At 46.9% G+C, this 21,380-nt stretch carries 18 protein-coding genes, 1 tRNA gene and 2 pseudogenes; 6 read left to right on the top strand and 15 right to left on the bottom strand.

Going from position 1 to position 21,380, the window contains the following annotated elements; all coding sequences use genetic code 11:
• Nucleotides 1-10: 10 nt before the first annotated feature.
• The 4 genes from NQ565_RS15605 to NQ565_RS15590 all read right to left on the bottom strand — a co-directional run bounded on the left by NQ565_RS15605 (nt 11) and on the right by NQ565_RS15590 (nt 2,646).
• The gene (locus tag NQ565_RS15605; RefSeq protein ID WP_005634966.1) at nt 11-262 is read right to left on the bottom strand and encodes a hypothetical protein; all 252 of its coding nucleotides are present in this window, start codon (nt 260-262) and stop codon (nt 11-13) included.
• Nucleotides 263-331: 69 nt separating this feature from the next.
• On the bottom strand, nt 332-1,219 hold the full coding sequence (locus NQ565_RS15600) for a hypothetical protein (RefSeq protein WP_005656871.1): 888 nt from the start codon (nt 1,217-1,219) through the stop codon (nt 332-334).
• A 3-nt stretch (nt 1,220-1,222) separates the two neighbouring features.
• Entirely contained in the window at nt 1,223-2,365 is a 1,143-nt protein-coding gene (locus NQ565_RS15595) for a hypothetical protein (protein WP_040316148.1), read from the bottom strand.
• Entirely contained in the window at nt 2,350-2,646 is a 297-nt protein-coding gene (locus NQ565_RS15590) for a hypothetical protein (protein WP_005864593.1), read from the bottom strand. The genes NQ565_RS15595 and NQ565_RS15590 overlap by 16 nt, the downstream gene beginning before the upstream one ends.
• A gap of 27 nt (nt 2,647-2,673) precedes the next feature.
• On the opposite strand from NQ565_RS15590, the gene NQ565_RS17050 reads away from it, so the two are divergent.
• A complete protein-coding gene (locus NQ565_RS17050; RefSeq protein ID WP_005634939.1) occupies nt 2,674-2,868 on the top strand; it encodes a hypothetical protein in 195 nt (64 codons plus the stop codon).
• Between the two features lie 80 nt (nt 2,869-2,948).
• Here NQ565_RS17050 and NQ565_RS15585 read toward each other — a convergent pair.
• From NQ565_RS15585 to NQ565_RS15540, 10 genes and pseudogenes are all read right to left on the bottom strand, one after another.
• Nucleotides 2,949-3,179 (bottom strand): annotated as a pseudogene (locus tag NQ565_RS15585) (tyrosine-type recombinase/integrase); the annotation flags it as partial.
• Nucleotides 3,180-3,288: 109 nt separating this feature from the next.
• Nucleotides 3,289-5,106 (bottom strand): reverse transcriptase/maturase family protein, encoded by a 1,818-nt coding sequence (locus tag NQ565_RS15580; protein WP_005656863.1) that lies wholly within the window; start codon nt 5,104-5,106, stop codon nt 3,289-3,291.
• Nucleotides 5,107-5,671: 565 nt separating this feature from the next.
• Nucleotides 5,672-6,682, bottom strand: a pseudogene (locus tag NQ565_RS15575) (phage integrase SAM-like domain-containing protein); the annotation flags it as partial.
• Between the two features lie 460 nt (nt 6,683-7,142).
• Nucleotides 7,143-7,218 (bottom strand) — tRNA-Phe (locus NQ565_RS15570).
• Nucleotides 7,219-7,453: 235 nt separating this feature from the next.
• The gene (thiL, locus tag NQ565_RS15565; RefSeq protein ID WP_005656857.1) at nt 7,454-8,515 is read right to left on the bottom strand and encodes a thiamine-phosphate kinase; all 1,062 of its coding nucleotides are present in this window, start codon (nt 8,513-8,515) and stop codon (nt 7,454-7,456) included.
• A 111-nt stretch (nt 8,516-8,626) separates the two neighbouring features.
• Nucleotides 8,627-9,436, bottom strand: coding sequence for a purine-nucleoside phosphorylase (locus tag NQ565_RS15560; protein WP_005656855.1), 810 nt, complete (start codon nt 9,434-9,436; stop codon nt 8,627-8,629).
• Nucleotides 9,393-10,496 (bottom strand): tetraacyldisaccharide 4'-kinase, encoded by a 1,104-nt coding sequence (lpxK, locus tag NQ565_RS15555; RefSeq protein ID WP_005656854.1) that lies wholly within the window; start codon nt 10,494-10,496, stop codon nt 9,393-9,395. The genes NQ565_RS15560 and lpxK overlap by 44 nt, the downstream gene beginning before the upstream one ends.
• Nucleotides 10,497-10,502: 6 nt before the next feature.
• Nucleotides 10,503-12,269, bottom strand: a complete 1,767-nt coding sequence (sppA, locus tag NQ565_RS15550; RefSeq protein WP_022103675.1) for a signal peptide peptidase SppA — start codon at nt 12,267-12,269, stop codon at nt 10,503-10,505.
• Nucleotides 12,270-12,489: 220 nt separating this feature from the next.
• Entirely contained in the window at nt 12,490-13,737 is a 1,248-nt protein-coding gene (locus NQ565_RS15545; RefSeq protein ID WP_005656847.1) for a DUF6575 domain-containing protein, read from the bottom strand.
• Entirely contained in the window at nt 13,734-14,174 is a 441-nt protein-coding gene (locus NQ565_RS15540) for a hypothetical protein (protein ID WP_005656845.1), read from the bottom strand. The genes NQ565_RS15545 and NQ565_RS15540 overlap by 4 nt, the downstream gene beginning before the upstream one ends.
• Before the next feature lie 273 nt (nt 14,175-14,447).
• On the opposite strand from NQ565_RS15540, the gene NQ565_RS15535 reads away from it, so the two are divergent.
• Nucleotides 14,448-15,743: a tyrosine-type recombinase/integrase gene (locus NQ565_RS15535; RefSeq protein ID WP_040316146.1), complete on the top strand. Its 1,296-nt coding sequence runs from the start codon at nt 14,448-14,450 to the stop codon at nt 15,741-15,743.
• 172 nt (nt 15,744-15,915) lie between these two features.
• Here NQ565_RS15535 and NQ565_RS15530 read toward each other — a convergent pair whose 3' ends face one another.
• Complete coding sequence (locus NQ565_RS15530; protein WP_040316143.1) at nt 15,916-16,791, bottom strand: AraC family transcriptional regulator; 876 nt, start codon at nt 16,789-16,791, stop codon at nt 15,916-15,918.
• 416 nt (nt 16,792-17,207) lie between these two features.
• Between NQ565_RS15530 and NQ565_RS15525 the strand changes: the two genes are divergently transcribed.
• The 4 genes from NQ565_RS15525 to NQ565_RS15510 all read left to right on the top strand — a co-directional run bounded on the left by NQ565_RS15525 (nt 17,208) and on the right by NQ565_RS15510 (nt 21,351).
• Entirely contained in the window at nt 17,208-17,792 is a 585-nt protein-coding gene (locus NQ565_RS15525) for a DUF3575 domain-containing protein (protein ID WP_005656831.1), read from the top strand.
• Nucleotides 17,793-17,812: 20 nt separating this feature from the next.
• Nucleotides 17,813-19,159: an OmpA family protein gene (locus NQ565_RS15520; protein ID WP_081448474.1), complete on the top strand. Its 1,347-nt coding sequence runs from the start codon at nt 17,813-17,815 to the stop codon at nt 19,157-19,159.
• Nucleotides 19,160-19,221: 62 nt separating this feature from the next.
• Entirely contained in the window at nt 19,222-20,313 is a 1,092-nt protein-coding gene (locus NQ565_RS15515) for a fimbrial protein (protein WP_005656828.1), read from the top strand.
• Between the two features lie 141 nt (nt 20,314-20,454).
• Nucleotides 20,455-21,351, top strand: coding sequence for a FimB/Mfa2 family fimbrial subunit (locus tag NQ565_RS15510; protein WP_005656826.1), 897 nt, complete (start codon nt 20,455-20,457; stop codon nt 21,349-21,351).
• Nucleotides 21,352-21,380: the final 29 nt, after the last annotated feature.

The raw sequence follows: 21,380 nt of genomic DNA, 5'->3' as shown, positions 1-21,380 counted from the left end.
TGGCCGGCATTCACCTGCCTGTTTCTTTAAACGTGTGATTGTCACCGCCTGCGGACATTTGGGAGAGTTGCTGTCTCACCGCCTTGATTTTCCCAATCAGTTCGTCCTCCCTTCGGAATGAGGGGGTACATTTGGTACGCCTCATCCCGGCTCCCCAGGGGATGCCGCCGCATACTTTTCTCAGGCGTGCCTTTTCGCTTTCCAGGGCCGACTCCAGACGGGCCAGCCTGCGTCGCAACGATTCTTCGGTCACAGTTCTCATGATTTCATTGTTTTTTTAGTATGGTGACGGGTCGGAAAGACAGTCACCATACCGTCGTTATGTGTCACGTTATATTTTAGCTTTTTCCCTTTTGATGCCTCTCAGGACGTACAACAGGTGCAGGAACAGCTCCCTGTCGTAAATCCGGAAGAAGAACGGCTTGCCTGTTTCCCTGACCGTTCCGGTAAAAGACACGGACTCCCGGTTCACGGGATATTGGAGGAAGTTGCCGTTTGCCAGCAGGGTGTGCTTTTTCTTCATCACTTCGCCTAGGAACTTGTCCATATCGTCGTTTCCCTCATAGCCGGAGAAGTAGAGGAAATGATGACGGCGCAGGCTTCGCAGGATTTTGGCGGTTTCCAGCCTTACATCCCTGCCTGACGATTCGTCCGTTCCTCTCATCAGGTTGCAGATGAACTTCTTCTCGCCATTTATGTCAAGAAACAGATAAGGAACTATAATTATAGAGGCATGCCGTGCGTGGTCAGAGATGACCATCGGCTTTTCTTTCAGGATGTCTCCTTTGAAGGTAATGTTCCGGTAATGGTTGTCCATCTGCCGTTCCAGTTCCTTTCTTGGCGTGGTAACGGAGCGGAGTCCCGTGAAGTAGCGTCCGCCCGCCCGGAAGCAGAACCGGTAGATGTCCGCATGATAAGGCTCTCCCAGGAAAAAGAAATTCCGGGTATGGCGGATGGGGGGCAAGACATCCATGTAGTCGAAATATCTTTCTTCCGTAATCTCACTGAACGGGGCGCAGAGGGATTGCAGGTGGATGCGTATCATCTTGCGGACGGTATTTCCGGACACGGCTGTGAGGTACGGGTTCTTTTCCCTGTCCCTCAGTTCCTCCAGTGTCTCATGATGGTAGTCGCCGTGTATTCCGTCAGACATGGTGGTCACGCAGCTGCCGTCAAAACTGCGTGAATCGACTACGAATTTCAGTTTGTCGTTATTCATGGTTCAGATGTTTTGAAGGTTCAACACTCTCTTGGCGGCACTGAGGGCATTGGAGGTGAGCTGCCGTTGCCATGCCTTGTTTCTGGGTGACCAGCGGAATCCGGAGGATTTCAGTTCCTTGCGTCTGTTGTCTTCGGGAATCCTGTCAAACAGGATCTGAAGGCGGTCTTCCCCATAGTTCCATACAAGTGTCCCGCCCTCGAACGGCACTTCCTTGTTTTCCCGTCTTTGCACCGCTTTCAGCCTTTCGCGCATCCGTTCCGCAAGTTCCGGCAATTGGAAGAATTTGTTTCTCGGGGTGATGACGGGTTTCCTTACCCTTGCATTATATTCGGAAATGAAGTCCACGGCCCTGCGGACGATTTCCACTTCCCCGTGATTGGCGAAGGTGGATACCTTGTTCAGGATGCTGCTGACGAACAGGGCACGGCTATAACCCCGGCATTGTCCGGTATCAATCCCGTGGATGGTATCGGCGCTGCTCCTGATGTCGCGTTTGAGCGTCTGCCATGCCTTTTCCAGTTTTTCTTCCTCCGGTCGTGCGGCTTCCTTTTTCCGTCTGACGGCTTCAAGAACCTTTTGCCGCCAATTGCGGAACTCCTCGTAGCGGTTCCGGTAGCTTCTGTTCGTATTCTCCTGCCTGTGGTAATCGAATCCGCCCCGTCCCGTCACCATCGGGTTGGCGCAGCGTGAGAGGGCCGAGAGCTGGGCGGACAGCTTTTGCCGGTAGGCGGCGATGTATGTATCCCGTTCCTCTTCCTGCATGAGTTGCAGGTCGTTGTGCAGCTCCTCCCCGTAGATCATGATGTCCGTCTCGCCACGAATCTCCGGGTCGAAGGAACTCCATGCGTATGCGTCGCAAGCCTGTTTCCACATATCCTCCAGATAGCCCGGATGTTTGAACGCTACGGCTTCCCAGTCTTTGAAGTCCCTGGAATGCAATTCATTGCGGTCTTCCGGATTTCCGTACAGGTGTACGTAGTTGCCCGTTCCATGATACTCCTTTCTGAAATGGAACGGTACGGGAGGATGGTCCGTACCCTTTTCCCGGATCATCGTGACCCGGTGTGCATTCTCTGCGGTAAGGCCCGTTACTTGTTCTTCCCGGACCTTTGCTGTTGTTGTTTCAGTCATAACCGTTGCCATTCATAAATTATTTCTACCAGTTCTTCGTCCGCCAGTTTTTGGATTTCCTCGTCCGAGCAATAGCAGGCGATTTCCTCGTCCAGCTTGAAAGCTGCCGGATCATGGCTTCCGATGCCGTCCAGCAGTTCCGGCACCAGGCTGTCTGCGGCAACCGTATAGCTTCCGTCCCTGCCTTGCACCTCCCGTGCGGGATAGCTCCTTTCCCGATAAACCAACATTCTCATTTTCGGATTGGCACCCTGCTGTCCTTTGTGGACTTTGCTTGTCGTTTCTCTGTTCATACCTTCATTTTTTTTAGTTTGTTTGACATTATCGGCTCCGTGGAGCCGGTTTTTCGGTTTCTTACTTGCCGGACTGTCCTTTGCCGGGGATTGCGCAAGGCTTGGCAAAAGAAAATACCGCAGCGAAGCGAGGATGATTTTCTTTTAGCCAACCAGCCCCTGAAAGGGGCCGCCTTGCGCAATCAACCCGGCAAAGGGCTATATTTGCAGGTAAGAAATTGAAAGAATGGCAGTTATTCCTGAACTGTCCTGATACAAAAAAAGCCATCCTCCGGGGACGGCTTTAATGGTGTGTCGTACGTCTATTGCGCCAGACGTTCCTTCACATTGTTCATCGCCTCTTTCAGGCTGCTGTTCATGACCCGCGCATAATGCTGCGTCATGCGTGTGGAGGCATGTCCGAGCATGACGGACACGTCCTGCAAGGGTACATTGTTGGCGAGCGTGACGGTCGTCCCGAAAGTGTGCCTGGCCACGTGCGTGGTCAGGTTTTTCTTTATGCCGCAGAAATCGGCGATTTCCTTGAGTAGGCTAGGCCAACAGCGCTTTTCCACCTTGCGGTGGTAAGTTTCCACTAACCTGCCCCCGAACCGTACGTACATGTCTCCATGTATACGGCTCTCCATTGTCAACATAACTTTATTAATCATAGCTTTTGTGGATTAATGCATCACAGTCGTGACAGACCGCGAGTGTTTTACGATGTCGTTTAATCATCATGGTATTCCATCTTGTACCAGCTTTCAGTTGATTGATGTTACGTACATGATGCATCACAAGGTCTCCCATTTTTCCACATAGTTCACATCTTCTCTCTTTAAGCCTTTCCACAAGTGTGGGGGCAGGAAGATACATCGTGTTCGGTATATTGTCGTAATGGTTATCCTCATAGATGTCTGTGAAACGTTTGCATCTGAACCCACCGTTATACCATACTCTTTGTTTCTCGTTTCCTTTATTATCCTTATAAGGGATAACCACATCCGTCCCGTCCCTATACTTTTCGAGTATTTGTCCGACAGTTCTTTTGTGTTTTCGACCGAGCGTTTTAAGCATGCTGTACTTCATGAAATAATTGAACTTCCACCCCCAATAACTGATATTGTCCGCAATGGAATAGTAGTTGTAGAATCCCCGCAATTCAAGATTGTATTGCGCCAGAATATCTGCGTCTTGTCTATTTACCATATACTTACGAGACGAAGGCTTAAGAGTCTCTTTCCTATTAACTTGTGTGATACGCACAGCATCATAGGATTGAAGGCGCTTAAGTACGGTTTCGTAAGATACATTCAACACAATTGTTCCCAGCCACGGACGGCGTTGTAACCCACTCCGTGTGCGTGTATGATCCATAGAACGACGTGCCATGATTTCATATCCAAGGAATTTTGCAGGCTCTTGTGCATTGGTGATTAAAGTCTTCTCCTGCGACATCTCCAGTTTGAGCTTTTCTCTCATGAAAGTCGTAATGTCGGCTTTGACAATCTTGCATTCCTCCTTGCTGCCAATCATTCCAATAAGGAAGTCATCAGCATACCTTACATACTTCAATCTTTTGAATGTATCATCCATGTCCCTTGTTGCAGGAATATCCAACATCTGCTTGCGCAGCCGGGCAATTTTTGATTTCAGTTCAGCTTTACGGTTTTCATCCGTTTCGTCTTCCAGTTTCCATCGTAATGCATTTCTCTGATTCCGATTACGTTGATATTCACAGGTTAGCCTCCGTCCTTTGCCTTTATTGAAATTTTCGGCATACTCCTTTATGTACTTGTCGAACTTATCAAGGTAGATATTAGCCAATATAGGGCTGATGATACCACCTTGTGGTGTTCCCGAGTAAGTATTGTTGTATGTCCATTTCTCCATATAGCCTGCATTTAAGAATTTGCGGATTAAACGCAGGAACCGTTCATCGGAGATGCGTTCTCTGAGGATATCGATCATAATATTATGGTCAATATTATCAAAGAAGCCTTTGATGTCACCTTCAATAAACCATCGTGTTCCTTTGAATGTCACCCTTATATCTCTTAATGCTGTGTGACAACTTCTATTGGGGCGGAATCCATGTGAGGTATCCTCAAAGTGTCCTTCGTAAATGGCTTCCAGAATCATATGTACCACTTCCTGCACGAGTTTATCCTCAAAAGAGGGAATACCCAACGGGCGTTTCTTTCCATTCTTTTTAGGAATGTATACTCGACGGGCAGGATAGGGCTGATAAGATTCATCCCTCAGACTTGCCACTATTTTCCGTATGCGGTCAATGCTCATTCGGTCGATGGTTCTACCATCGCTGCCGGGCGTCATATTACCTTGATTGGCATATGTACGCTGATAGGCTATGAAGAACATTTCCTCATTAAACAGAATTCGGTAGAGCCTTTCGTATCGGTAATCCGAATCTTTACTATGTTCGCATAAAGCGTTTAATACTTGCTGTGGATCTCTCATACGTCTCACACGTTTTCCTTAGTTTGTATTAAGTTGACAACTGCTTCCCTTCGCCATGTGCAAGGCGTTATCTTGCTCGGACTACTACGGAAGCTCCGTTTCCATATCGGGTATTCAGTATCTTTATACATAGCCCCTGTTTCCATAGGCATCCCGATTTAGGAAATCCCCGTTTAGTTTCGTAATGACTATTAGCGCGACAGACTGTCGGATGCGACTTTCGTTCTTTTCTCCGCTTATTGCGGTTGTGCCGTAGCTATATTCTATGCTCTCAAAGGCTACCTGACAAATGAGAGAGCCACGGTGTGACAATACAACTGCCTTTCGTCACAAGTCCAACATGCCTCACTGAACTATCGTTCAACCAGTATAGGCTTCATCCTCGTGTCTGTCTTTCTCCCCAGCGATGCACTCGCCCTTGGCAATTAGGGCGGCCATGCTGCAACCGACATGCGACACTCCCCATTGGGTTTCCCCGCCGGATAAGTCGGTTGGAAGTAGACTTAGAATCTAGTCTAGTCTCTTGCTAAAGAGACATTCATTACGCTACCTTTACGGGCGCACGGTAGCTGTTCATTTTCTGGTTGCACATGACAGGCAGGCAGCATCCTTTCTTTATGCAGACCGGATGTTCCCTGTATTTCTCCAATATGGCCAGTGGAACGGGCAGCAGCGGGATGTTGCTGATGGAAGACGCTTTTCTGCGGTGTTCCAACTTGATCCTTCCCTTCCTTATCCACCAGTCCCCGAGATTGTCCTGTACCAGGTTTTCACCACTCAGAGTGGCGACATCGGAGAACGCCAGACCGGTGAAACATGCGAAGACAAATATGTCCCTGACCAGCTCGAGCCGTGGGATGGTGAATTTCTTTTTCATGAGGGTCTGCAACTCGTCGTAGGTCAGGAATACCGGATCGGTCTCGTCCTGCTCCATCTTGTAACCGTAAAAGGGATTCTTGCGCATCCATTCCTTTGCCAATGCCATGTTGGTAAATTTCTTGAAACATTTCATATAACGGACTATCGTGTTACGGCACAGTCCCCCCTCCGTTTTCAGGTAAATGTCAAACGCACGGATGAACTCCGGTGTCAGCTCATGGAAGGTGATATCCTCCTTGCCATAATAAGAGGGGATAAGCCGCTGCAATTTCTTCACCACGTTCTTGTACCGGTTGATCGTGACGGGAGAGTAGTCTATGCCTGCCAGTGTTTCCATTTCCCCGATGCCTTCCATCATGGTACCGAGCAGTGTACGCATTCCGGTGTCTTTCCCGAAGACACGTTTCAGGATCAGTTTCGGGGTAATCAGGGCCTGTTCCAATACCAGCTCCTTGTGTTTTTCCAAGGCGCGTGCGTGCAGTTCGGCAATATAGGCGTTCAGTGCCACTGATGCCCTGTCCCTGCCTTTACTGCATCCTTTGGCGGCGTTCCATAAGTTCAGGGGCACGCTTCTTTGGATACGTACATCGTCATAGTCTCCATTGATGGTTATCCGCATCAATACCGGTGCCTCACCGTTTTTCAACAATTTCGTTTTAAGCACGAAAAACAGAATGTTCATTGTTCCCTGTTTCATCACTTTTGTTTTTTGAGGTTTACATTCAATTGTTTCGTCAAAACCGGATGGCATGAGGACGTGGAGCGAAGTGTTAAATTCGGTGGCTTTTTTGAGGGACTTGTGGAAAAGCCATAAAAATCCCATTTTTCTCAGGTTCGAATTGCCTTTTGTATCCCGGGTTCGATTCCTTTTTTTTATCCCGATGGGGAATACCGAATTTTTAAATTTCTTTCACATTTTCAACTCCATCCGGTCATGTGTGCAAAATTACTTTTTCACACCGGAGATTGGAATTGTCAAATAGTTGAAAAACAATGAAGTATGATACATATTTATGGCTTTTTCAAAAGCCTTAAAAAAAGCCACTGAATTGGCGAAATCCAACTTCACAAATATGTAATGAAATGCGTAGCGAGGGTAAAAAAAGAACCCTTGAACTATCTCTAATTCAAGGGTTTTCTAAAATTGAAAAGCTTTTTGGTGGTGCCACCAGGAATCGAACCGGGGACACAAGGATTTTCAGTCCTTTGCTCTACCAACTGAGCTATGGCACCATTTTTATCTCTTTTGCGGTTGCAAAGGTAGTGAAAGTTTTGGACTATGCAAGAGGTTAGGAAATAAAAAACGCTGATAATTCTCTATATGGTTAATTATCAGCGTATATTTTTTTTAGAGGAGTATGGAATAAATCCGTTATTTATGCCTTCTTCTTTTATTTTATTCTTGAGGTTTTGTCATTTTCGGATTTCTATTTGATATCCTCTTTTCCCCGGTTTTGAGGCATTTTGTCTATTCAACCTCTTCCTGTTGAGCGGCAGATTCCTCTTTAAGCGGATTCCAGCCTTGTGCCTTCAGTTCAAATTCCTGTCCGTCGCGGCTGATGAGGGCACAACCCAGTTCCGGCTTAGTGATATGGCCTATCAGCTTAATGCCTTCCATTTCGGAAACCTTTTCATGGTCGGCAATGGGCACGGTGAACAGCAGTTCGTAATCCTCGCCGCCGTTGAGGGCGCAAGTCGTCAGGTTCATGTTGAACTCCTCTGCCATGACGGCCGTTTGGTAGTCGATGGGAATATGCTCCTCATAGATGCGGCAACCGACCTTGCTTTGCGTGCAGATATGCAGTAATTCCGAGGATAGGCCGTCGGAAACATCCATCATGGAAGTAGGCTGAATACCTTCTTTAGCCAACTTCTGAATAATGTCGCGGCGGGCTTCCGGTTTCAGTTGCCGTTCCAGCAGATACTCTTTGCCAGCGAAATCAGGTTGTAAATCTTTGTCACCCCCTTTAAGGACGCTCTTCTCACGTTCCAGCAGTTGCAAGCCCATATAGGCTGCACCTAAGTCGCCGGAAACACAGATAAGGTCGGTCTCTTTGGCGCCGTTGCGATAAACGACCTTTCCTTTCTCACCTTCACCGATACAAGTGATGCTGATTGTGAGTCCCGTATAGGAAGAAGAGGTATCACCGCCTACAATATCCACTCCGTATTCCTCACAGGCAAGGCGGATGCCGGCATACAACTCCTCCATATCCTCTACGCTGAAACGTTTGGACAGTCCCAGCGAAACAGTGATTTGCCGGGGTGTACCGTTCATGGCATATATATCGGAAAAATTTACTACGGCCGATTTATATCCCAAATGTTTCAAAGGTACATACGTCAAATCGAAATGTACGCCTTCCAGTAACAAATCGGTGGTTACCAGCACTTCTTTGTCCGCCGGGTAGGAGAGGACGGCGGCATCATCCCCGATGCCGTACCGGCTTGATTCGTTTTTTAATTCGATACTCTCGGTTAGGTGGCGGATGAGGCCGAACTCACCGAGAGTTGCTATTTCTGTTCTCATCTTAATTAGTTGAAAGGTTAAAGTTGATAGTTAAAAGCGAATAGTTACCGCGTACTTACACTGCACGGCAACTTTCAACTCCCGACTATCAACTTTCAACCATTTATTTACTTACGCTCTGTTAATCAACTCCCTCATAATCTCCGTCATCTTCGGCTGTGCGGCATCCGCAGCTTTCTGCACTTCTTCGTGGGAAACCTCTACAATCTTGCCTTCCACGCCTAAGTCCGTGATAACCGATACGCCGAACACTTTGATACCGCAGTGGTTCGCTACGATTACTTCGGGAACGGTAGACATACCTACCGCATCCGCACCCAGGATACGGAACATCTTGTATTCCGCCGGAGTTTCAAACGTAGGCCCTTGCGTGCCGATGTACACACCGTGTTGCACCTTGATACCCTTTTCAGCGGCAATTGCATCCGCCTTGCGGATAAGCTCTTTATCGTACGCCTCGCTCATGTCCGGGAAGCGCGGGCCATACGGAATATTCCTGCCGTGCAGCGGATGTTCGGGGAAGAAATTGATGTGATCGGTGATAATCATCAGGTCGCCGATTTCAAAATCGGGATTCGTACCGCCGCTGGCATTAGAAACAAACAAGGTCTTGATACCCAGTTCCCGCATTACACGTACCGGGAAGGTCACTTCCTTCATGGAATATCCCTCATAGAAGTGGAAGCGTCCTTGCATGGCCATAATATCCTTATTACCCAGCTTGCCGAAAATCAGTTTGCCGCTGTGTCCCTCTACCGTAGAAACGGGGAAGTTGGGAATATCCTCATACTTTATTTCATACTTCTCGGTAATCTCACCTGCAAGGCTGCCAAGTCCGGTTCCGAGGATAATTGCTGTCTCAGGATGCGTGTGCATCTTACCTTTCAGATAAGCTGCGGTTTCTTGAATACGTTCTAACATAGCCAATAATGTTTTGGTTAAATATATATTGTTGATTTTGTAAAAACTCTATTTCGATGGGAAGCACATAAATGTACGGCTTCAGTGTTTCGTTCAGGTTGGGATGGTTCTTCAGTCGGGTAGCATCTTTCTCTGTCGTGATAATCAGCCTGTTGTTTCCCTTCAACAGGTTAAATTGTTTCTCGATGACCTGCAAGTCTTTCTCGCCGAAGTCATGGTGGTCGCCGAACTCCAGCAGATTGACGCTGGGGGTGTAGGATTTCACTTCTTCCACCAGTGGGGCGGGAGAGGCGATGCCCGTAACGAGTAGCACCTGTTCGTCTCCGGTGCAGGTAATTCTGCCTTTTGCCTTTTCGGGGAACAGTGGCATCAGCGAGCCATAGCGGAACCTGGAGAAATACAATTGCTGGTACGGATACAGATTCAACCTCTTGGTGATGATGTTGAAATCTATCGGCTTGATATCATCCGGACACTTCGTTACAATGACTATCTGGGCGCGGTTTTTCCCGCAGGCGGGTTCGCGCAGTCTTCCGGCAGGCAACAGGGCGTCGTCACACAGCAACCGGTGATAGTCGGTCAGCAGGATATTCATTCCTGCCTTTACATGGCGATGCTGGAAGGCATCGTCCAGTAACACTGCATCCACGGCAGGACTCTTCAATGTAAGCAACTGCTCGATGCCGTGACAGCGGTTTTCATCTACCGCTACCCGTATATCTGGAAACTTGCTCTTTATCTGATAGGGTTCATCGCCGATTTTCTGTACGCTGCTTTCGGCGGTTGCCAGTATGTAACCTTTGCTCTTCCGTTTGTATCCGCGGCTCAGTGTGGCTACGTTTATGCCCTCATTCTGCAATAACTTTATCAGATACTCCGTATGCGGCGTTTTGCCCGTTCCACCTACGGCGATGTTGCCTACACATATCACAGGAACGTCAAAACTCCTTGACCGGAGCCAGCCCCAGTCAAAGAGTTTGTTTCGCAAGCACACCCCTGCCCCGTAGAGCCAGGCCAAGGGATATAGCCAATGATGTATTTTTACGGATGCATCTTTCATTTAAATTTATTGTATGTTCAGTTCAAACGGTACGCGTGCCTGTATGCGGTCTATCTTGTCGAAGTTCTCGATGATGCTGAACTGACGGTACATATCGCTCATTTTGCCGTTCAGCATGCGACCCTTGATATAATTTCCGGGATTCGTATTCATCAGGCTTTCCAAGAAACCCTCTTTCTTCGGATAACTCATTACGGTGTAAGCGTCTACACCTGCTTTTGCAATGGCAATCTCCAACGCCTTGTCCAGGCCGCCCAATTCGTCCACCAGTCCCAGTTCTTTGGCGGTGCTTCCGGTCCATACACGGCCTTGCGCTATCTTGTCCAATTCTTCCATACTGATGCCGCGTCCGTCGGAGCAGCGGGTCAGGAAGAGTTCGTAGCCGTTGTTGACATACATCTGCATCAATCCCTTTTCACCGTCGTTCATGGGGCGGGTCAGGTTGCCGAAGTCGGCATACGGGTTGGTCTTTACTACGTCGAAGTTCACACCCAGTTTCTCCGTCAGCCCTTTGGCGTTGGGCATCATTCCGAAGATGCCGATAGAGCCGGTCAGTGTGGTAGGTTCGGCAACGATGGTATCGGCGTTGCAGGAGATGTAGTAACCGCCCGATGCGGCATAATCGCCCATGGATACGATTACCGGTTTCTCCTTTTTCAGTTGGTTTACGGCGTACCATATCTGTTCGGAACCGTATGCGCTGCCGCCCGGAGAGTTCACACGCAGCACTACGGCTTTTACATTTTCATTATCTTTCAGCTTACGCAGGTCTTTGATAACCTTTTCGGAGTTGATACCCTCGTCGGTAGAGGCGGACGAACCGCCGTCAATCTCACCATACGCATAATATACGGCAATTACGTTTCCGCTCTTGTCTCTGGGCACGTTCTTTTTCACGTTTATCATGTCCTGAATGCCCAGTATCGGCATGTTGTCGTCCTTGTCGATGCCTGCCAGGTTTTTCAGGTAGTCGCGTACATCATTCTTATATATTAAGGTGTCCACCAACCCGTTCTTCACGCTTTCCTCTGCGGGGTAAAACATCAGCATGCGGTCGGCTTCCTTGTTCAATGCCTCTACGGACAGGTTGCGCGATTCGGCAACGGCGCTCGTAATCTGTCCCCAAATGGACGACAGGTATACATTTATCTGCTCGCGGTTGGCTGCACTCATTTCGGTGGAGATAAACGGTTCTACTGCCGATTTGTATGTACCCACCTTAAACACCTGCATCTCCACGCCCACTTTCTCTAATAAATCCTTGAAGAACATAGGAGTAGCTGCCAGTCCCCGCCATTCGAGCATACCTTGCGGGTTCAGCAGAACTTTATCGGCCACGCTGGACAGGTAGTATAACCCCTGCGTATAGGCATCACCGTAGGCCACGACAAACTTACCCGATTCCTTGAAGTCTTTCAGAGCATTGCGAATCTCTTCCAGCGAGGCGAACCCCGCTCCCAGTGAAGTAGCCTGAATATAAATACCTTTGATATCCTCGTTCTCTTTCGCTTTCTTAATGGAAGAGAGGATATCGTCCAGTCCGTATGTCTTGTAATCATCCTTCATAATAAGGTCCAGTGGGTTTTCCTGGCTGCGTTCGGCCAGTGTACCGTTCAAGTCCAGCATCATGACGGAGTTCTTACGTACTTGCGTTTCCGATTCCGAGGATGAAACCATACTGAAAACTACGAGAATACTGATGAAAAACAACACAACGCTCGATATAACAATACCGGTTACGGTGGCGAGCGTAAATTTCAAGAAATCTTTCATTGTCTTATTGTTTTTGGGTATGCTAACTTTTCAAGCTAACAAAGATAAATAATTAGGTTGATATTTTCCCTATCTGTCGCATGAATTTTCAGTTTGTCACATGGGGGGCTTTTATTCTGCATTTTTACCGGGGGATATAAATAAAAAGAGCCTGCCGCTTTTTTTGTGCGACAGCCCCCTTTATGCAGAGAATGCTGTGAAGAATTCTTTCTCCTTATATTTAAGAGAGGGAATTCTTTGTTATAGGTTTCTCGCTTTCCGCTTCAACAAATGAGATAAGAATATCTTTTATTTTTTCTTTTCCCCCGATAGGTTCTATTGTCTTTCTTTCTATAACGACCTGATACGTTTTATTAAATGCAATATTATAAGCCATTTGTCGCCTTGTTTCATCCAAAAAACCGATAGATTTAAAATCATCTCCTTCGGCCGATTCAAAGGCATAGTTTCCTGTTCTGATATTGATTGAATAGAATCTGCCGCACAGTCTGATTTCTTCCTTATTATCAAATTCAAAATCGGATAGGTTAGCTAATATTTTTTTTGTATCATGGGTGCTGATATCCTGTTTGTATGAAGTCTTAGAGTTGGCATTGTACCATTTGATTCCTACTGCCAGACTTTCTTCGTTTAAGAAAGAAACAAAGTCATTGTACTTTTTCAGAATATTTTTGTCGTATAATCCGGAAAAGTCCAGGATGCTCTTCTTATCATATCCTGCTTTGAATAATTGTATTAAATCTTGTGCGAAATCATCAGAATATGTCGTACTGAAAGATGTTTGCTGATTAATCGGTTTCAATATGATTCTGATAGAGCCGGCAAGCGAGTACATATATTCATATTGTGTATCTAAACGTAATTCTCTGTCTATATTTTGCTTGGCATTTCTCTCTAAATAGGTATTTGAGTGTTTTACTCTTTTAATAAACTTGGACGACATCGACTTTCTGATATCCTCTATTTTGGGTATTATCGGAGCAAACTTGTTCAAGGGGATGCTGCCGTATTTCACATCTTTCCCGCTGATATGTATTTCTAATATTCCGGAAGAGTATTTCTGGGAAATAGCAGCTAAATCAATATTGTCTTCGATTTCAAAGGCATAGTAAGAATTTTCCGTTGGAGTGTATTCTTCTGGCAAGTTGGCAATCGGCACAAGTTTAATGTTATGATAATGTATCTTATCATCAATATCTACGGTGTATACAAATCCGTCATTAGGTTGTGTTATTATGGAATGTAGCGTACTTTTCTTTTCTAAATACTGTTGTATTGAAAAAATATCGGTTCTGATAACGACCCACCTGTTATATTCATTATCTACATCCACCCAGTAGAATAAGTAGTTTTCTCCCTTGTTGCTTACGTAATGAGACAATAAAGGCCCATCATAGTAAATCAAGTCAGCAACTTTAATAAGTTTACTGAAATCAAAATTGATACTGAAACCGTTTATTGTCTTCATATTAGTATTTTTATAATCTTAAATTTATCGGATAAATCACATTCGCAATATTCGTATAAGTCAAAATGGCTTTCATTATTGGCTTGCGTAATTAAACCGTCTTCTTTGTTTAGCGTTCCGTTGCATAAAGCATCTCCCATAGTGCGGGCTATATTCCTCATATTGGCTTTTAGTGCATTGTACTTTTGAATGGCTTTATCCTTTTGTTCAAAACAGGATAATGCATATCCTGACGTATTTATTCTTTTCTTGTCCGTATCTGAAATTATCCGTTGCGGGTTTTGTATATATACCGGTTTGTGGTTATTGGGATTTATCTCTCTAAAAACGTATCTGTAGGCATCTTTGTTTTGGGGTTCGGATAAAGGCGGAAGTTTGGCTCCTTCATTGATTAAGACATCTATTTCCGACTGATATTTGAAAGCTGCATTCGCCATGTTTAACACATTTTTAGTGTCGCAAAGATAGGGAATATTTTTTAGCAGAAGGGTTTATCGGATATTTTCTTTTCCAAACATGTTTTTTATCATAAGAATAAAGAGATCGGGTCCTTTAATAAAATAATAAGCTGTATACTTCCTTGGCATTTAAAACAATCCCCCCTCTCATTTGTTGCTAAAACAATTTTTTTATTCATTATTTTAGTAACAAGTTCTGTGTTTAGGTGCAAAATGTGTACTTTTACGCAGGCAGTAATGCTTAATTGGTAAATGAACTTACAAAACAAGAAGAAAAAGTTGAGTATTCGTGTTGTCATACATCCTTGTAAAGCGAGCGCGGCGGGAGTTTACTCCCTTGCGATTCGCGTGCTGTACTGCCGTAAGAAGAAAGAATACTCTTTGGGGTGGCGGGTCCACGAGTCGAATTACCGGCGGGATGCCGACCGGGTGGTTTATTCGTCCGAGGGTATCCTCACCCGTAGGGAAGTGAGCCTCGTCAACCGTCTTATCAGGAACGAGAAAGAAGACCTTGTCAGGAACTACCGTCTGCTGGAGAGAACCGATCCCGGCTTTACGCTGGAGCGCCTCATGCTGAAACACCGGAAGGAGCAGTACGACCAGAGTGTGGATAAATTCATCCTGCAATACATCGATACCCTGCTCGAAGAGGGGAAGCAAAGCACTGCCGCTTCCTACACAAGCGGGCTGTACTCGCTGTTGCGTTTTTGCAGTTTGAGGAAAATCAACTTCAAAGACATCGATTATGTGTTCGTCACGGACTATATACACTACCTGCGCATGCGCGGCATTTCGGAGAACAGCATCCACATGTACCTCAGCAATTTCCGGGCGGTGTACAATAAGGCACGCAAGCAAGGCATCAGGGTATGTGGCGAAAATCCCTTTGCCGGGCTGAACGTGCGCAGGCAGGAAACGGTGAAACGGGCGTTGAGCAAGGAAGAGATAGCGCTCATCGCTTCGGCCGACCTGCGGCGGTATCCCCAGTTGGAAGCGGCGCGCGACCTGTTCATGTTCAGTTTCTACTGCCGGGGCATGTCCTTCGTCGATGTAATCCGCCTCAAGCACGATGGCATTGTGCGCGATACGATATTCTACACCCGCAGCAAAACCGGGCAACGGTTGCAGATAGGACTGCTGCCCGCCATGAAGGAGATTATTGAAAAATACAGGACATCCGGCCCGTACATTTTTCCTTATATCCACGGGCAGTCACCGCGAGATGCCTACACGCAATACCGCTACTCTTTGGGCACGGTCAACCGTTACCTCAAACGCTTGGGCACATTGCTCAACATAGGCATTCCGCTCACCACTTATGTGGCGCGGCACTCGTGGGCCACCATAGCCAAGAATGAAGGTATCCCGATATCCTTAATCAGTGAGGGACTGGGACATACGTCCGAAAAGACAACCCAAATCTACCTGAATTCCTTTGCGGTCGATACCCTGAACAAGGTCAATGAAAACGTGGCGGATGCCGTATCGGATTGTATTAAAAATGCAGGTGAAAAATTCATCTGTCTACATAACACAGATAAAACCTAAGAAACGACTCAAATAAACCGAACTTTTCTACTTGCTTTCGCTATATATACTTTGTCCCTGTTCTTTGATGTTGCAAAGGTAAAGGATATTTTTGGATATTGCGTTATCCAAATCCATCAATCAGTTATCCAAATTAACCAATCTGTTATCCAAAATTACAAAACGCTGAATATCAGTGTTTATTTTTGCTGCTTTTTTTAATTTCCTGCCTTAATTCGCTGGGTGAGCAGCCGAAATTGTTCTTGCAATACTTGTTGAAACCGGCTGCGGAGGTGAAGCCCAACTCGTATGCCACCTCTTTTATAGAGATGAAATCGTAATTGAGTCGGGATAGTATTTCCTTGTTTTTTTGTTTCTGAAGCCAGGATTGAACGGTTTCTCCAAACTCTTGCGTGAACTTGCGGTGAAGCTCGGAACCGCTCATGCCCAACAATTCTGCCAGCTCTTGTTTGCTGCGCACCCGGTCTTTGTGTTTGAGAACGGCTGCCTTGAAGTCTATCTCAATTCCCATTATAGGGTAGAGGAGTTGGATTATTTCGCTCTTTGTGTAGGCTGTGCGGAAGATGATGAACAACTCGCGCTCTTTGAGTTCGTGCAGGTGCTTGCAGTTGACGCCCGCCTGGAGATAGGACTCCAGCAGATGCAGGAACGTGTCCAAAGGGGCACGCACGGAAAGCGGTTCGAAGCATAGGGGTGTGTTCTGGACTTCATCTAAATAGCTGCTAAGCATGTGCTTGTCGCACAATGAGATTGCATCGTGAAAGAATGACAGACTGATGTATGTGCCCGGCTGGATAACCGTGCCCGTGTAATGGGATGAAAGGGGAATGAAGATGAATTCGCCCGCACGGACTCTTGTTTCTTCCTTGCTGTCTTTGGTGATGCTGACTTCGCCTGACAAAATAAATATCAGGTGGTTGGCCTTAATCTTTTGTTGCCGGTTGTCGAAATGTTCTCCCGAAGCAGCTTCTTTCAGTGCGAAACCGGCGTCTTCCTCGGTCTTGTAGTTCACGCATGAGGTGTGTTCTTTAATGTAGTTCAGCTTCATTTTATGTACTCGATTTAAAGTTAATAATTTCGTTGTTTTATCGCCATGTTTCATTATTTGTTTCAGAAAAACGGATGTATCGAAGCAAAGGCTTGATTGTCATTTTGTCATTTACAACGGCATGTTGAGTTTCTTTTGTTGGTGTTTAAAGGGGAAACTCTTCATTACTGCGTGTATTTTAAGGACAGAATGGTATCAGACCGAAGTCCCGATACATCCTCGTTTTTCTTTTTGTTTCAGGAAAATCGTTCATGCCGGATAGCATTGAAACGGTTTTCCCTTTTTAATTACTTGATTATTAATAAAATGCAAATTAATAATCTGTGTTATGTAAACAGATGAAATTTCTAAAAGCAGCAAAAGGAAAATTAACCTCTATAAACAGGTAAAAGATTACGAATAAAACGAAAGAGAATATGCGAAAGAATTTTACGATTTTCATGATTACCCTACTTGTTTCGCTTCTATCCGGAACGGCTTCGGCGCAGCGTCTTGCAGTGAAAAGTAATTTGCTGTACGACATCACCTCTACCATTAATCTCGGAGTAGAGTATGAGGTAGCTCCCCGTTGGACGCTCGAAATGTCTGCCAACTACAACCCGTGGAGCTTCTCGGACAATAAGAAGATGAAGCTTTGGATGCTCCAGCCCGAAGCGCGCTATTGGCTGTGCAGCGGTTTCTCCGGTCACTTCTTCGGAGCACACCTGCTGGGCGGGGAGTTCAACTACGGCGGTATGCTTCCTTTCGGCATCACCCCTTCATCATCCGGGTTGGGCAGCAAGCGCTACCAGGGTTGGATGGCGGGAGTCGGAATAGGCTACGGATACAACTGGGTGCTGGGCAAGCGCTGGAATCTGGAAGCCACGTTAGGAGTGGGGTACATTCATTTCGGATACGACCGCTTCGAGTGCAAGACCTGCGGCGACAAGCTGGGCAGCGGCAGCAAGAACTACTTGGGTCCCACCAAGGCAGGCATCTCCCTTATCTATATAATAAAGTAACGAACCAAGAAGCGAAGATTATGAAATATTGTGTGCTATTATGTGGACTGCTGCTGATGCAGGCAGTCGGTTTATCGGCTAAGGAACGGGCACGGTTGCAGGCAGATGATGTGAACATCAGCCGCAGCGGCGACAGCGTGCACGTATCCTTCAGGCTGAAGGTAGAAAGATTGGCTAAGGATTACATTTTGAGAGTAACCCCGTTATTGTACGGGAAAGACGGGCAGCAGGCTGTGCTTCCGCCATTGGAGTACGGCAGCCGCACGGCACAGATTGTTGAGTGGAGAGAAAAAAGAGTGGAAGAAAAGTGGAAGTCTGCCTCTGCATACCACAAGGCGGGAGAAGCGGTTGCCTATACCTTCGTCCTTCCCTACGGGGAATGGATGAATGGCGCTTCCCTGCGTTTGGATGCAAAGAGCAAAGGGTGTTGCAGCGAAGAAATGCTGCCGCCCGTGCTCTTGGCAGAAGATGTGGCGCTTGCCACTCCTGCCGAGCTGTTTGTGCCGGTGATACCCGAGGCGAAACTCGTGACGGAAACGGTTGCCGACAAGCTGGCGCAGGAAAACGGTTTCCTCGCGCCGTGGACAGGTAGTATAGGCAGTAAAGAAGATATTGCCCGCTACAAGGATGAGGCCACGCTCATTGTCTATTTCCCGGTGGGCAAATGGGCTATACAGCCCGATTACGAAAACAATCTCAGCAGGTTGGATCATTTGTTGTCTGTTCTGAATAAGATTGCCGAATCGGACAATTCCCGCATAGCCAAGATACTCGTAGTAGGTTCGGCTTCGCCCGACGGTCCGTTAGACCTGAACAATCGCATTGCAGGTAAGCGTGCGCAGGCATTGGCGGATTACATTACGAACCGCACTTTACTTTCGGCTTCTTTCTTTGAAGTGAGCAATCACAGTGTGGCATGGGATTTCCTGCGCAGGTTGGTTGCAGACAGCGAAATGCCCGAGAAGCAGCAGATATTGGATATCATAGATACCACTCCTGTGTGGGATGCAGCTAAGAAGGTAGGCCGCCTGAGCCTGCTTATGAGGTTGAATCAGGGCAGGCCCTACAACTATATGAAACGGCATTTCTTCCCGAAACTTCGTAATGCGGGTTATATCAAAGTATTCTTTGAGGCACAGCCCGACCCCGAACTTGTAGGACTGAACACCGCTATCGACCTGCTCAACGGGAAACGCTACTCCGAAGCCTTGCATGTCCTTCAAGGAAATACGCATCCCAAGGCGGACAATCTTCGTGGAGTGTGCTATATGCTGACGGGCGACACCGAAAAAGCGCGTGCCTTGTTCCAAAAAGCTGCTGCCGCCGGTGTGTCCGAGGCGGAGAGCAATCTAAAGCAATTCCAATAAACAGCACAAATTATAACTAAACGATTAAATATCATTTTATTAACTATTTATTTAAAACAACAATGAAGAAGATTAATTTATTAGCAGTGGCTCTTGCAGCCTTCACTATGTTTTCATGCTCCAACGAGGAGATTGCCGATTTGGGCAGCAATGCTCCGGGCGAAAAGGCTACTCTTACTATCAAGGTAGAGGGAGCAGGTAATAACGTTGCGCAGTCGAGAGCGGCAGGTAGCGCCGGTACTACAACCGATGTTGTAATTAACGACTACATCGTATTCATTTTCCGTGACGGCGGTGCTTTGGACTGTCCGGCGTATTACAGTTCTTCCAATGCGGCGGCTACGATAACCAACGGTACAACTGCTGCTAAGACGGCTTATGTAATAGCCAATACCGGTGTACTTGCCAACGGTCCTTTTGCTAATGTAACAACGGAAGCTGACCTTAAGGCTGCTACCGGTGATTTGATATCCGGTAACGCGGCTACCCAAACGAAAAATAACCTCTGGATGTCCGGTACAGATGATATCACTTTCTCCGGTACAGACGGTTCGGTCACTGTACAATTAGGTTTCGTTGCAGCCAAGATTGAACTTATCGTTAAGGACAACCGTACCAATCTCACCGGTGGCACTATTGAGATTACAGACGAAAACGTTGTATTGCTGTATGCAGGTAAAAGCGGAAAATTCTTTGGAACAACTGCTGACAAGGCAGCTCAAACTGCTTTCTATTCGGGCGATGTCTCTTATCCGGATTTTCAAACTGGTGCTGCCACGGAGTCCGCAGTTTTGAAAGATGCGGTAGGCGCAGCTTTCACAGCTAACGCTAATGGAGATGTATTCAATCACTTCTACACCTTTGGTAACGACGGTACGTCCAAACCGACAATTCTTGCCATTCAGTCTAAAAGAACGGTAGGTGGCGCTGATGAAACCATTTACTACCCGATTCAGTTCACCGTAGCCGATGCCGGAAACACTATCGAACCGGGTAATGCATACACGGTAACCCTTACCCTGAACGGTGATGTAAGTGCCGGTGGTGGCGGTGGTACTACCAATCCGGAGCAGCCGTTGGTTAAATCACAAATAACAGTTACTGTTACGGCAGCAACATGGCTTGCCAAGACCGTAAGCAAGGATTTTAATTAATATGATTGCAGACGTTCATCTTATTCTTTAAAGCTGCACCGAAAGGCGGGTATGTTTCCCGTGCCCGCCTTTCTTTTCACTCATGCCATTGATAAAATTCAATAACTAAAAACAATACTAACCATCAACTAAAAACAATCCATGCAGAATAACAAATTCCATTATTGCCTGCACATACTGCCTATCTTGTTCTTTATGGCATTTGTGTCTGCAAGTTGCATCAAGGACGACCTTAGCGATTGTCCTGCTCCCCGCACTTCCGGATTTTCCTTGCAGGTAAAGGCTTTTGATGCCGACGGTGGAAGTCTCGGCAGTGAAACGATAAAAGACATCACACTCTATATATTCGATGCCGATAAGGCATTGCTCGATACCCGCAACATTCTCCTGTCGGAAATCGTATTCCTGGACTATCCCGGACACGACAACCTGAAGCTGGTGGCGTGGGGCAATGGCAAACAAGGCGCCCAGTCGATGCCCGCATTGAAAGAGGGCGACCACTTAGAGACGGCATTCGTGTCGCTCATCCAAACCCGGACAACCTTACCCGTGGCAGGCTCGCCCGACGACCTGTTCTACGGCACTATAGATATAACCCCCGATGCCGACGCTTCTGCCAAGGAACTCCCCCTGCGCCGCAAAGTCTCCGGGGTAGCCATTACGGCACGCTACCTCAGAGAGTACGTAGGCAGCACCGAAGGCGAGTACCACTACATCGTGCGCAAAACCACCGACAAGCTCGACTTCTACGGCAAGCCCAACGGCACGGAAGTAAACTACCGCCCCCAGGCGGCATTCAATGACAACGGCGAATTCGTATCCTCTGCTTTCAATATATTCCCCACCGAAGCGGACATCAAGATAGACATCTACCACCGCGACGTGCTGAAAACCACCGTAATTGCCGACAGTAACGGTAACCCCCTGCGTGTGGCGGAAGGCAGGCTGCTCAATGTGCTGGTAGACTTCCGGGGAGTTGTAAGCGTAGACGTCAAAGTCACCGACTGGGGCAAGCTGGAGATATGGAAAGAATTTTAATACCTGATAAAATTAAAAATAAAAGTCGA

Origin of the sequence: Bacteroides stercoris ATCC 43183 (assembly GCF_025147325.1) — a bacterium.
GTDB lineage: Bacteria > Bacteroidota > Bacteroidia > Bacteroidales > Bacteroidaceae > Bacteroides > Bacteroides stercoris.
Note: the sequence above shows the minus strand (reverse complement) of the source record. Positions and strands in the feature narration are given on the sequence as shown.